General features: G+C 68.4%; 10 protein-coding genes and 4 pseudogenes. 6 read left to right on the plus strand and 8 right to left on the minus strand.

Going from position 1 to position 12,472, the window contains the following annotated elements:
• Positions 1–489: carbonic anhydrase (locus tag ACWD0A_RS34010; RefSeq protein WP_451304481.1), on the plus strand; the 489-nt coding region annotated here is incomplete at its 5' end.
• A 14-nt stretch (positions 490–503) separates the two neighbouring features.
• Positions 504–1,964 carry a SulP family inorganic anion transporter gene (locus ACWD0A_RS34015; RefSeq protein WP_451304483.1) on the plus strand — a complete coding sequence of 487 codons (1,461 nt, stop codon included), beginning with the start codon at positions 504–506 and terminating at the stop codon, positions 1,962–1,964.
• Positions 1,965–2,318: 354 nt separating this feature from the next.
• On the opposite strand, the pseudogene ACWD0A_RS34020 reads toward ACWD0A_RS34015, so the two are convergent.
• The 5 genes and pseudogenes from ACWD0A_RS34020 to ACWD0A_RS34040 form a co-directional block, all read right to left on the minus strand.
• Positions 2,319–2,698, minus strand: a pseudogene (locus ACWD0A_RS34020) (transposase); the annotation flags it as partial.
• A gap of 15 nt (positions 2,699–2,713) precedes the next feature.
• Positions 2,714–3,915: pseudogene (locus ACWD0A_RS34025) on the minus strand (IS110 family transposase).
• A gap of 203 nt (positions 3,916–4,118) precedes the next feature.
• Positions 4,119–4,840: pseudogene (locus ACWD0A_RS34030) on the minus strand (winged helix-turn-helix domain-containing protein); the annotation flags it as partial.
• 105 nt (positions 4,841–4,945) lie between these two features.
• A pseudogene (locus tag ACWD0A_RS34035) lies at positions 4,946–5,766 on the minus strand (IS5 family transposase).
• Positions 5,767–6,195: 429 nt separating this feature from the next.
• A complete protein-coding gene (locus tag ACWD0A_RS34040; protein WP_451304485.1) occupies positions 6,196–6,414 on the minus strand; it encodes a hypothetical protein in 219 nt (72 codons plus the stop codon).
• Between the two features lie 526 nt (positions 6,415–6,940).
• Here ACWD0A_RS34040 and ACWD0A_RS34045 point away from each other — a divergent pair.
• Both ACWD0A_RS34045 and ACWD0A_RS34050 read left to right on the plus strand, forming a co-directional pair.
• Positions 6,941–7,114, plus strand: coding sequence for a hypothetical protein (locus ACWD0A_RS34045; protein ID WP_451304487.1), 174 nt, complete (start codon positions 6,941–6,943; stop codon positions 7,112–7,114).
• Between the two features lie 920 nt (positions 7,115–8,034).
• Positions 8,035–8,532 (plus strand): hypothetical protein, encoded by a 498-nt coding sequence (locus ACWD0A_RS34050; RefSeq protein ID WP_451304489.1) that lies wholly within the window; start codon positions 8,035–8,037, stop codon positions 8,530–8,532.
• A 37-nt stretch (positions 8,533–8,569) separates the two neighbouring features.
• Here the strand turns inward: ACWD0A_RS34050 and ACWD0A_RS34055 are convergent, their stop codons facing one another.
• Positions 8,570–8,956 (minus strand): transposase, encoded by a 387-nt coding sequence (locus tag ACWD0A_RS34055; RefSeq protein ID WP_451304491.1) that lies wholly within the window; start codon positions 8,954–8,956, stop codon positions 8,570–8,572.
• Between the two features lie 447 nt (positions 8,957–9,403).
• Here ACWD0A_RS34055 and ACWD0A_RS34060 point away from each other — a divergent pair, with 447 nt between their 5' ends.
• Positions 9,404–9,679 carry a hypothetical protein gene (locus ACWD0A_RS34060; RefSeq protein ID WP_451304493.1) on the plus strand — a complete coding sequence of 92 codons (276 nt, stop codon included), beginning with the start codon at positions 9,404–9,406 and terminating at the stop codon, positions 9,677–9,679.
• Here ACWD0A_RS34060 and ACWD0A_RS34065 read toward each other — a convergent pair.
• Both ACWD0A_RS34065 and ACWD0A_RS34070 read right to left on the minus strand, forming a co-directional pair.
• Positions 9,643–10,512, minus strand: a complete 870-nt coding sequence (locus ACWD0A_RS34065) for a zeta toxin family protein (protein ID WP_451304495.1) — start codon at positions 10,510–10,512, stop codon at positions 9,643–9,645. The two genes, ACWD0A_RS34060 and ACWD0A_RS34065, sit on opposite strands and share 37 nt — an antisense overlap.
• Positions 10,513–10,514: 2 nt before the next feature.
• Positions 10,515–11,393 (minus strand): zeta toxin family protein, encoded by an 879-nt coding sequence (locus ACWD0A_RS34070; protein ID WP_451304497.1) that lies wholly within the window; start codon positions 11,391–11,393, stop codon positions 10,515–10,517.
• A gap of 534 nt (positions 11,394–11,927) precedes the next feature.
• Between ACWD0A_RS34070 and ACWD0A_RS34075 the strand changes: the two genes are divergently transcribed.
• Positions 11,928–12,359: a hypothetical protein gene (locus ACWD0A_RS34075; protein WP_451304499.1), complete on the plus strand. Its 432-nt coding sequence runs from the start codon at positions 11,928–11,930 to the stop codon at positions 12,357–12,359.
• Positions 12,360–12,472 lie beyond the last annotated feature (113 nt).

The following is a 12,472-nucleotide window of genomic DNA, read 5'->3' on the forward strand; positions in this document are numbered from 1 at the left end:
ATCACCTGCTCGGACTCCCGAGTCGTACCAGCCCTGATCACGGGCGCCCGCCCCGGCGAGCTCTTCGAGCTGCGCACCGCGGGCAACATCGTCCCTCCGTACCCCTCCGCCACCCCCACCGGTGAGAAGGCCACCATCGAGTACGCCGTGCAGGTGCTCGGCGTCAAGCACGTCGTGGTCTGCGGCCACTCCCACTGCGGCGCCGTCGGTGCGGTGGTGCGCCACGACGACTTGACGGCCGTACCCGCCGTACGCGACTGGCTCGCCCACGCGGCGGACGAGCCCAAGTGCTCGGACCCCAGCGACCCGACGGTCGCCGAGGCGGTGCAGAACCACGTGCTGACGCAGCTGGAGCGGCTGCGCTCCTACCCGTGCATCGAGAAGCGCCTCGAGGCGGGTGAACTCCAGCTGCACGGCTGGTACTACGAGGTCCACACCGGCATCATGCGGGGGCACCACACGGACTCTGACACGTTCGAGACACTGTAAGGGAGTTGGTGACCATGCTGTCCAAGTTCCCTTATCTGAGGCAGGACTTCCTCGCCTCCATTGTCGTCTTCCTGGTCGCCGTGCCGCTGTGCGTGGGCGTGGCGGTCGCCTCCGGCGTCCCGGCCGAACTCGGCCTGGTCACCGGTATCGTGGGCGGCCTCGTCACCGGGTTCATGCCCGGCAGCAGCCTTCAGGTGTCGGGTCCGGCCGCCGGCCTGACCGTGATCGTTTTCGAGGCTGTCAGCGAGTTCGGGGTGGGCACGCTCGGTGTGATCGTGCTGGTCGCCGGTCTGCTCCAGCTCGCCATGGGCTTCGCGAAGATAGGCCGCTGGTTCCGGGCGATATCCGTCGCCGTCGTCGAGGGCATGCTCTGCGGGATCGGTCTCGTGATCATCGCCGGCCAGATCTACGCGGCGGCGGGCCTGAAGGCCCCGGCGTCCGGCATCGGCAAGATCGCGGGGCTCCCGGGGGCGTTCGCCGACGCGCTCGACAGCACCGAGGCCCTGGCCTCGCTCGCGATCGGCGCGGGCACCATCGCCGTCATCGTGCTGTGGAAGAAGCTGCCCAAGGCGGTGCAGTCCGTCCCCGGCGCCCTCGCCGCGGTCGTCCTGGCGACCGGCGCCACCCTCGCCCTGAGCCTGCCGGTCGCCACGGTGACGGTGGAGGGCCTGCTCGGCGTCATCCAGCCGCCCGGGTCCGAGGCCTTCGGCGAGCTGGCCAACCCCGCCATCTGGGGCACCATCATCGCCTTCGCGCTGATCGCCTCGGCCGAGTCGCTGTTCAGCGCGGCGGCCGTGGACCGGCTGCACGACGGTCCGCGCACCCAGTACAACAAGGAGATGATCGCCCAGGGCACCGGCAACACCGTGTGCGGCCTGCTCGGCGCGCTGCCGATGACAGCGGTGATCGTGCGCAGCTCCGCCAACGTCAACGCGGGCGCGAAGACCAAGGCCTCCCGTGTCCTGCACGGCGTGTGGCTGCTGCTGTTCGCCGCCGCACTGCCGGCCGCCCTGGCGCTGATCCCGATTCCCGCCCTCGCCGGCATCCTCGTGCACGCGGGCTGGAAGCTGATCCCGTTCCGCCAGATCGCCGACATGTGGCGGGACCACAAGGGCGAGGCCCTGATCCTGGTGATCACGGCCGTGGCGATCGTCGCCGTGAACATGTTCGAGGGCGTGCTCATCGGTCTCGCACTGGCGGTGATCAAGACCGCCTGGGATGCCTCGCACGTCAAGCTGGAGGTCATCGACAAGGGCGCCGGCCCGATCCAGGCGTACCTGTCGGGCAACGCGACCTTCCTACGGCTGCCGAAAATCCTCGACAGCCTGGAGGCACTGCCGCAGGACCGCCCGGTCGAGCTGGACCTGTCCGGCCTGCACCACCTCGACCACGCTGTCCGCACCGCCCTGGAGAACTGGGCCGCACAGCACAGCGCCACGGACACCGAGCCCGTGAAGGTCACAGCGGCGAGCTGACACCCCAGGACAGGCGGGGCGGTACGCAACCGACGTTGCGTACCGCCCCGCCTGACGACGTGGGAAGCGAATCACCCACCGCGACCTGCGGCCGGCCAGCCCTCCGCGACACCGGAGGGTCGTCGCCGCTACGGCTGTCATCCGACCCGTTGCGCCTCACAGCGACAGCCCCGCAACTGGTGGCTTCGGGTTGACGGAGCTGGCTGGCGCGGTCGGTCCACTCCGGCGGTACGCACGGCCACCTGGCTACGGCAGGCCGGATCCGACGAGGCGGGCTCAGCGAGCCGCCTTGCTGATGGCAGGCAGGTCCGCAGGCCTCCAAACTGCCTGCTCCAGGTACGGGAAGTGGGGCAACTACTGAGCTTGAACTCGTGATGTCGTCTTCGGTGATCTGGGAGTGATGGTCAGTCCCGTCTCGGCGAGGCAGCCGTCTATGGGGTGGCTGCGGTACTGGATGTGGCGGAGACCGCGTCGGATGCGCTGCGTCAGGTGCTCTGGAGTGGTGAAGGCGACGTTGGAGAGCCAGCCGCGCCGCAGCAGGGACCAGATGCCTTCGACGGGGTTGAGGTCGGGTGCGTAGGGCGGCAGGTAGTAGATGGTCAGCCAGTCCCGGGTGCAGCGAATTCTCGCAGGTCGGCGGCCTTGTGGACGTTGAGATTGTCCCAGATCAGGACGATCGGGCCGCCGAGTTGCTGGTGCGCTGCGATCAGCAGGTCGCGGTAGTCGCGCCAGGAGTCTCAATGACGAAGTCAAGCCGCTTGCACGACCGGCGGGGCGGAGGCGAAGACTCGGTCGTCGCGCAGCAGGGCCCACAGAACGCTCGTTCGTCGGCGGGCCAGAGCGATGACGGCCTGGACGTGTTTGCAGCCCTCGCCGCGCTTCTTGAGGTAGAAGTTCCGGTTCGGTCCTTCGCGGATGATGCTGGTCTGCGCGGACATGTAGAACACCCGTCGAAGGCGGCGGCTGTAGCGCTTGGGACGGTGCAGATTGCCGGTGCGGCGTCCGGAGTCACGCGGGACGGGCACCAGCCCGGCCGCCGAGGCCAGATGGCCGGCGTCCGCGTAGGCGGTCAGGTCGCCCGCGGCGACGACGAACTCGGCGCCGAGTATCGGGCCCATGCCGGGCAGGGACTCGATGATCTCGGCCTGCGGATGACAGCGGAACGTCTCGCGGATCTGCCTGTCGATCCGCCTGAGCCGGTCGTCCAGTGCCAGGGTCTGTGCCGCCAGGTCAGCCACGATCTGGGCGGCGACGTCCTCGCCGGGCAACGCGGTGTGCTGGGCCTGGGCAGCTTCCAGCGCGGTAGCGGCGACGGTGTCGGCGCTGCGTACGCTGCGGTTGGCCAACCATGCCGTGAGCCTGGCCCGGCCGCGCCGGCGGATTGCTGCCGGGGTCTGGTAGCCGGTCAGCAACACCAGGGCACCCTTGTGGGCCGAGAAGTCGAAGGCCCGCTCCAGCGCAGGGAAGACACCGGTCAGCACATCGCGCAGTCGGTTGATCATCCGCACCCGGTCGGCGACCAGATCGGACGGTGGGCGGTCAGTAGCGCCAGATCGGCAGCCAGCTGCGCGGGCACGTCGATCGCGGCGAAGTCCCTGCGGTGACGTGCGGTTTCAGCGATGACGTAGGCGTCACGGGCGTCGGTCTTCGCCTCGCCCCGGTAGGCCCCCGACATGCGGTTGACCGTGCGGCCGGGCACATAGACGGCCTGCTGACCGTGAGCTGCGAGCAGAGCCAGCAGCAGCGCGGACGACGTGCCGGAGATGTCCACCGCCCACTTAACCTCGTCAGCCAGCTCCAGGATCTCGCCGAGCGCGGTCAGGATCGCCGACTCATCGTTCTCGATCTTCTTCGACCACAGGGTCGCGCCGGTCTCGTCGACCACCGCCGCCCAGTGATGACCCTTGCCCGCGTCGAAACCGGCCCAGACCCGGGCCCGTCGCTCGCTCACTCGCCCCTCCTCAGCTCCAACAGCATGCCGTCGGCCCGAGGAACACCCCGCTGTCATCTCCGTAATCAGCGACCGCACACAGCGCGCACATCTCAATCAGCAGCCAGGGCGCCCCGAAGAGCCGGGCGGCCACTCCTGGCGAGCCACTGAAGGCAGAAGCTCTTGAGCCACACCCGGCCCTCCTGGGCCGCCCAACAACTTACGGAGAAGCTCTTGCGCCCGTCGCGGTTGCCGTCGTCGCGGCGTGGCCGGTAGATCGGCCTTGAGCGGTGGCCTGGTTTGTAGCAGGTCAGGGCGGCGATCGAGAGGCGTCTGCGGGAGCGGCCACGGACCCGTACCACCGGGGTGCGGCCGCGGGGCGACCAGGTCTTCGCGTGCGGCGGCGTCATGGAGAAACCGGCCTCGTCCTCGAAGACGAGCCATGCTCCACGGGCGGCCGCGAGTCTTCCGCGCAGGGCCAGGTCTCCTTCCCCCAGCCGGTCACGGCCTCGTCGTCGCGTTCCAGGGCCCGGCGGGCGGGGACCTGACAGGACCAGCCGTTGCGGACCAGGAGCTTGCGCACCCCCTGAAGGGTGTAGGTCAGGTGGAAGCGCCGACCGATCACGGTCTTGATCCGACCCAGGGTCCAGCGCTGGTCCTCCCAGCCGTGCGCGGCCGGTCCCTTGGCCAGCTCCCGCTCCAGCTGGGCGAACTGTTCGTCGCTCAGCCGCGGCAGCGAGGCGGGACCGCTCGAGTTCAAAGCCCGCAGTCCGCCCTCGGCCCAGGCCCGGCGCCAGCGCTGCACGGACCGGGCGCTGACCCGCAGCTCTTTGGCGATCACCGTGTTCGTCTCACCGCGCTCGAACCGCTCGGCCGCCTCCAGCCGTAACCGTTCCCGAAACTCCCGGCGTTCGGCGGTCAGCCCGCCCCCTTGTGGATACCGCATCCAACGGTGATACCGCACAGAGCGGGCCACGGTCAGCCTGTTACGACATCACGAGTTCAAGCTCAGTAGTGAGCGTTTGATTCTCGGTTGTCTGTTTTATTTGGCTTAGCTGTCACGCCAGTTGGTGGTGGTTTCGTGGGTGAGGCGGCGGGTCATGAGGTTGATGGCGGCCAGTTGGATCATGGCGGCTGATCGGTGTGGGTGGGTTTCGTAGTCGCTGGCCAGGCGGCGGTGGTGTGCATGAGCCAGCCGAGGGTGCGTTCGATGACCCAGCGGCGGGGCTGGACGTGGAAGCCGCGGGTGGCGGGGTCGCGTTGGACGATTTCGAGGTCGATGCCGAGGTGGGCGGCTTGTTCCACGGCTTTGGTCTTGTAGCCGTTGTCGGCCCGGGCTTTGGTGATGGTGGGGTGGCGCTCGCGGACTTGAGCCAGGAGTTGGGTGCCGGCGGCGGAGTCGTGGACGCTGGCGGCGGTGACGGCCACGGCCAGCAGGAGGCCGAGCGTGTCGGTGACGATGTGCCGCTTGCGACCGGTGATTTTCTTGGCCGGGTCGATGCCTTGGCTGGTCAGGTGGACGGTGGCGGAGGTTTTGATGCTCTGGCTGTCGATCAGGCAGGCGCTGGGCTCACTTGAGCGGCCTTCGGCTTGGCGGATTTTGCCGCGTAACAGGCCGGTGAGCTGGTCGAAGATGCCGTCGGCTTCCCAGAGGGCGAAGTAGCCGTAGACGGTCTGGTGGGGCGGGAAGTCGTGGGGCGGGTAGCGCCAGGGGATGCCGGTGCGGTCGACGTAGAGGATGGCGTTCATCAGGGCGCGCAGGTCGTGGGTGGGCTTGCGGATGCCGTTGCGGGCCTGACGCCAGGCTTCGAGGGTGGGACGGATGAGTTCCCCACGGACGCCACGGCAGCTGAACCATGAGAACTTCGGCACCCATTACGGTGCGACATACCTATCTCTCCGTCTCCAGTGCCAGCGGAGCGCCGGACACGATCACCCGGGGCGGTCGTGCTGATGCTGGAGGTAGCTCCTACCGTCCCGAATGCCACGGTCACCCCACACACATCAAGTGACCGACGTCACGAGCCGGGCCAAAGGTTCCGGTCACCCTCAACTACCCAACCCGGCCGAGCGCTTGACGAGACCGAGCATGCCGAGGATGTGGGCGTTACTCCACGAAGTCGCCAGCAGCCCTAGCCGATGTCGGCACGACCCGACGCTCCGCGGGCGCACCGCATAGGCGATCTCCAGCGGCAGGTCACATTCGTGGGCGCGCAGGGGCCGGTCCGTTATGCAGCTCGCGGCTGCAGTCGACGTCCAGGGTCAGGCCGATGACGGTGAACGTCTGGGTGGCTGCTGCGGTCATGCAATCAGCTCGAACGCCGCGCTCTCGATGGGCCGGGTTCGCAGGTCTCCCTCGAACGCCGCGACGACGTAGGCGCCGTTGTCGCCGCCCCTCAGGGCTTCGGGACTCTCGCCGTCCTCGCCCTCGGCGCGGTGCGGGAAGTGCTCCACAACGGCCTCTACCGCGTTCTGCCTGGCCTCGTCGAGGGCTTCCCCCTCGGCGACGACGGCGAGCATGCGGACGGAGTAAGAGAACGTGAGCGCGTCGAGCGGATCTTGCGGATTTCGAAGGCCGTCTGGTCCCCTGAGGTCGGGTGTTGCGATTACCTCTAGAACTCAAGTGCCGTGAGCGGGCGTACCTTTGTCCATCCCTGCCTCCTGCTCTGACCCCGGAAGGTGACGCTTACCTCTGGCACTTCGGTCGCGTACGATTTCATCCGTGCCGAATCCCGAGCAGCTTCCCGGCCCGGACCGTGACGACCAGGAGCCCGACAGCGACGTCCTCGCGGTGCCCGAATCGGTCGTCGTGAGAGAGCGAACGAAGACGACGACGTGCTCCTGGTGCGGCGAGACGATCGTGTACGCGGGCGTTGGCCGGCCCCCGCATTACTGCTGTCACTGCGCAAGCGGGTGCCTCCACTCGTAGGCGTCCCCCGGCAGACACAGCTTCGAGAGCCCCCGGCGCACCGTGGTGCGCGTCCGGGGCTCGGTCCGCTCGACGACTTCGCGCAGCGGCTCGGTCGTCTGACAGCTGCAGGACGCCGTGCCGTCCGAACGCCCCGCCGGGCTCTATGACGTGCTCGTGCGGGTCATGAAGGAGACGGCGCGCGTCGTGCGCGAGCACCAGGAGCAGACCGAGCAGTGCGTCACGGGGATGCCGCCACAGCGCCCGCCCTGCCCGCTGGGCAGCAAGAAGAAGCGTCGCAAGCGTCGTTGATTTGCGCGGAAATCATCGCGGACGAAACCTGGGTGATCCGTAATGTATGAGCTTTGACCGACTTCGGCCATCGCGAAGCAAGGGGTTGGCACGTCCGGGCTCACCGAGCACGGAGGTGAAAGGCCGTACCGGCGACGAGCCTTGGTGGTGAGTGTGGCAGCAACGGCGGCAGCACCAGCGCCGCACCTTCGCGGTGAGTTCTTGCGCCTTCGCAGGTCATGGCCCGCCTCTCGCCGGTGAGTGAGCCGACATCCTGTTTTCGTCTTCCTGCCCCTGCTGATGTGGAGGGGATGGACTGGGCGGGGGCCGATCAGCACGGTGCAGGCCGCCCCCAAGGTCCTCGCAGCTCGGCCACCGTGCCTGAGGCAGCGGGTCGAGGTCCCGTACAGCCAGATTCCGGGCCACTTGGGGCCCTCACCCTGCCCGACTGCGTCCAGTATCCGCACCCACTCCTGCGCATCGACTCGGCACCGACCTCCTGACCGCCCAGTCCAACCGCGGCGAAGGTGAACGACGCCCGAACCCACACCGCCGATGACGTGGCAGCAGCCCCGGACGCTATGCACTATCCGAGTATTGTCGGATCGTTGAACGATTGCTATCGTGTGGCGCACCGTCGCGACAGCGGGGTTAAGGGGCACCGTGACGGTTGCGGGGTTCGGCGACTGGAGGAGAAGTCACCCGCAGAACAAAGGGGTTCCAGCCAGCTCCCAAGCGGAGGGATCGAGGGGACTTCGGTCGACAGCCCGTAGTCGCCCGCCCTACTGGGGAGGTGCGTCTGCAGCATCGACAGGCCTCTTGCAACGGAAGGACATACGTCAACGGACACTTCGTTAGCAACACCTTGGCGCGTACTTGACCATGAGTCATGAACAGCGGCCTTCAAATCGATCGAGGTCGAAAGCGAGAGTGAGAGTGACTTGCCAAATCTGAACGCTAGCGTCGACCAATTCGATCCTTACGGTGAGTTCACCGTTCATGGCGAGGCACTGGGATTCGGTGAGTGGACTTTGGTCCTGGAGGCGCCTGTCCGCGCCGGCCGGTGGCGAGCGTTCTATCTTGACGACGAACTGATCGACGAGCTTGTCGAAGCGGGTGACGTCGACGAGGACGCTGCTGCACAGTTGCTGCTCGTGCACGCTGACCACGAGCTTCCGGTGACGCAGGCCCTGGGCCGCATGCGGGAACTCGGCCGGGTGGGGACCGAGGCGGCCAGTTTCACCGTCGCGGATGCGTCGCATCGGGCCAAGCTCGTCGCGGCGGACGGCTTCGACACGTACCTCGACGGCGCCGACGGAGCCATCGGGGATGACAGCGACGACTGGGGCATTCACGTCAAACTCAGCGGTGACGGTCACGCCGTCGTTTGGGCCGAGGAAGCCACGCTGCCGGGTCTCGTCTTCATCGAGCTCAACTGAGACTCGAACGAGGACGGGGGTACTACTGAGGTTTTCGTTAGTTCTGTGGGCGTGGTGGGTGGATGGTGAGTCCTGTGTGGGTCAGGAAGGACCAGGGGAGTTGGTCGTTCTGGCTGATGCGGTGGATGCCGCGTTCGGTGGCGTCGGCGACGTCTGCGAGGTGGTCGCCGGCGAGGTTGGCGAGCTCGCGTTTCTTGATCGCCGACCACAGGAGTTCCACCGGGTTGAGCTCGGGCGCGTAGGCGGGTAATCGTTCGAGTGTCAGCCAGTCCTGTTCGGCGGCCCAGGCGTGCATGGCACGGCTCCAGTGGGCGGACGGCCCGTCCCAGACCAGAACCACCGGCTCTCTGGCATAGAAGACTTTGACCGGTTCCAGCACCTCGATCAGTACGGTGCTGTGGGCTTGATCCGCTTTGACGGACATCCTCCCGGGGCAGAACCCCTGATCTCGGATGTCCGTCAAAGCGGATCAGGCCCAGTGAGACAGAGCCGGGCCTTGTGGCCACGCTGACGCTTCAACGCCCCTCCTGATCCCGCTGGTTCACTGATAGCACGAACATAATGCGTGGGCGCATGTCACCACGATTGGAACGCAGCACCTGACATTCGGACGCTCAGTACACGTTGCCCACAACTCCCACGCGCACATGGCGTTCGCCACGAAGCTGACCGCTGTACATCAGCGCATCAAGAACCAGCGACGTCCCGTGTGACCAGGCCGGTGTCAACGGTGCGGATCCACTCCCCGAGCCGAGGTCAGCCCAGCATGGGGATGGCCTACACCCCCGGCCCGAAGGCGGGGAACTGGCCAACACCCACCGGTAGGACAATGGCGAGTTCCCTTTCAAGATCTAATGAGGAGAGTGGTCGCGTGTCCGACCCCGATATCCCCGACTTCTCCAGCCTGGAGGGCGGCGAAGAGCAGGCGGCTGAGGACGCCGTCCAGGAGGTGGTGAACTGGTACAACATGCAGCTCCTCGAGGAGCGCCGCGCGCCGGTGCCGGACGAGGAGCGGATCGAGGAGCTGAAGCGCAGTCGGGAGGCCGCCCTCGCCGACGGGGCCCAGTTGGCGACGGCGGATCCGGAGGAGGCCGACCGAATCGCCGCCGTCTACGCCGCGCGGCTGAAGCAGCTCAAGGAGTCGTAGCCTGCAGCCCTGCTCGGCACGGGCAGGGGCCAGACGGGCGGGTGCGGCCGGCCGAGGCGAGCCGGCTGCACCCGCGCGGGCATCAACGGCCGGGCGAGTGCGGCGATCTCGTCCAGCTCCTCCCGGTGGCGCGGGAGCGCCCGGCGCAGACCCTGGTGGAGACGGAGGAAGGCTGCGGCCTCCTGCTCGGTGTAGGGGCGGAGCCGTTCCGCTGCGAGTGCCCACGAAGGCCGCCCGGCGCCGCCGTTCTCGTGGCGCAGCAGGGCCTGGCCGTCCCGGCGGATCACCGTGATGGCCGCAATCTGAGGGTGTCGCTCGGCGATGGCGACAACGTCGGCGAGCGCGCGGAAGCAGGTGCCATGTCCGGAGCGGCTGGTGAACCGGCCGGTGCCGCCACGCTGCAGGGCGCGGGCGTAGCGCAGCGCGGTCGAGAGACGGCTGTCGGCCTCACGCACGGCCAGGACGACAAGCTCGACCGGGTAGCCGCTGGCCGCGAACGGCAGCGCGCTGGCGAGGAACTCCTCCACGCCGCCGGGGGCGGCCTCGATCAGAACGTCGCCGCCTCGGTCGCGAACGTACTCCTCGGCCCAGGTGAACCAGGCCCGGTAGTCGGCGCGGATGGCCGCCCCGGCGCTGCGGGGGTCGTCGCGCAGCAGCTGGAAGTAGTCGGGGTGCTGGGCTTTGAGATCGTTACCGACCGGCCGGGTCGTGCCGGGCCGCATCGCGCGGCGGACCATCCGGGCGGCCAGCAGCTTGCCCGCCCCGGGCTGCCCCATGACGTAGACGGCGCGCGGATCGTCCCGGGTGATGATGCCGTTCAGGTATGACGGCACGATCAGCTCGTCGCCCACCGGTGCTCGGCGACGGAGAGCCGGTGGTAGTCAACGCCCGGCGCGCGCCTTCGGGGCTGTGCGATGCGGCGGACCGGCTCGGCGAGCGCGGCGGCCCGCTTCGCGTCCCGGACGACGGCGAGACGCTCGTCCTCGCCCGGCACATCGCCGTGCACGCGCACCTCGGCGCGAGCGACCTCGTGTTGGAAGGCGGCCGTCTCCCGGGCCGTCCACGCGCGGGAGCGCCCGCGGGCGACTGCCTTGTCGGCGGCGGGCCGACGGCGCCACGCACCATTGACGAGCTTGTCGTACAGCACGGTGCCGTCGCGGGTCACCACGGTGATGCGGTCGGCCAGCTGCTCGGCCTCGATGGCCGCGAGAGTCGTGAGCATGTTCTTCGCGCAGGCGTCGTGGTTCGCCCAGGACACGAACCGGCCGCCCGCGCCGTCGGCGGCCTTCGTGAGGAAGCGGTCCAGGATCCCGAGCTGGCTCCACGCCTCCGGCGTCGCGAGCGCGACCACCTCGATCCGGGAGCCGGTCTGCCGGTACGCGGCAGCGGACGTACGGAACTCGGCGGGATCGGACAGGGCCGACTCCACTACTGCGTCGCAGCCGTGAATGCGGACGTACTCCTCGACGGCAGCCTGCCAGCGGCGCGTGTCCGGCCTGACTTTGACTCCGGCCGTGCGGACATCGACGGCCAGGAGTTCGGCGTAGTGCTGGTACGCGGCCTTGTACAGGTCACTGCCGATCCGCACCGCACCGCCGCGACGGTCCAGCACCGCCTGGACGAGGTCAGCGACTTGGGCCTTCCCCGCGCCCGGCTGGCCGCCGACGATCACGACGACCGGCCGGGGCCCTGGCGAGCAGCGCCTTTCGTCCACGCCGGAAGGATCATCCGGCTCAGAACGTCGCGGCTTTCGTCGTCGGACAGCATGATGGATTCGACGTCCCTATCTCTCACCGGTTCTCCTGGCGGCCACGAGCGTCTCCTTGCTGATCTGCAAGTCGTGCTCTTCGTGCATGTCTTCGTGTGCTGGCCAGCCGCCAGACTCGATGAAACAACTATAGCGCATAAACATCACGACCGAGCGGCGTGGTTGCGGGTCGGCCATGCTGCCAGCTTGCGTGCGACGGGGCGGCTTGGCGGCTTGCGGGCACGTAAAAGGCCGGCGCCCAATCCGCCGAAGCGGGTGGCAAGGGCGCCGGCCAACCGAAAACACACACTCCGCGGGAGAACCCGAGAGGCGGTCTCATCAGCGAGTGTATCCGCCCGGCGCCACGTGAGGTGCACGCTCCCTTGTCGATGGTGATGCAAAAGGGTTATTGTTGTCTCGTTGGCGTGTCGTGGCAGCGCGCCAGCACCGAACACACCTCACGCAAGGAGAAGCTCATGCCCGTCTACCTCGCCCGGCGAGATGCCGACCATCACGTCCAGGAGCTCGAGGCCCCCCGCCGTCACCGACGCCGCCGAGCGCGCCTTCGGCGAGAGCGCGCAGCTGGCCTGGCCGGCCAGCGCCGCGGCCGCGTCCTCCGAACTCGCCGAGCTCGCCCGTGACCTGGCCGACGCCGATGTCATCGTGCAGTGGCACTCCGACGGCCTCCTCCTGCCGGACCTCGCCTCGGGCCCGGGCGATACCGCCGGTATCCGCGTCCACACCACGCGCCGCGCCCCGCACGCCCTGTACGTCATCACCGCCGCCGCCCTGGTTCCGCTCACCCACGCCGCCGGAGCCCTCGCCTACCTGTGGCCGCTGATCGACGCCGCCGCCCGCAGCTGCGACGGATGCGGCGCGGAGCCCGGCGAGCCGTGCTTGCCGAACTGCCTGCCGGATCCCTCAGCCACCTGACGCCCGCCCTGGGCGGGCCGCCCTCGCCGGCGCCCCGCCCGCACCGTGATGGAGAAAAGAAGAAGATGATCCGCGCCGGACGCCTCAAGTACGCACAGACCATGGCCGACCTG

The sequence above is a fragment of the Streptomyces sp. NPDC002867 genome (genome assembly GCF_053591895.1).

Bases quoted from the DNA above. Each gene is read 5' to 3' on its own strand.
- ACWD0A_RS34015 (WP_451304483.1), top strand. From the start codon at position 504: ATGCTGTCCAAGTTCCCTTATCTGAGGCAGGACTTCCTCGCCTCCATT.
- ACWD0A_RS34040 (WP_451304485.1), bottom strand. From the start codon at position 6,414: ATGCTCGCCGTCGTCGCCGAGGGGGAAGCCCTCGACGAGGCCAGGCAG.
- ACWD0A_RS34055 (WP_451304491.1), bottom strand. From the start codon at position 8,956: ATGTCCGTCAAAGCGGATCAAGCCCACAGCACCGTACTGATCGAGGTG.
- ACWD0A_RS34075 (WP_451304499.1), top strand. From the start codon at position 11,928: ATGCCGACCATCACGTCCAGGAGCTCGAGGCCCCCCGCCGTCACCGAC.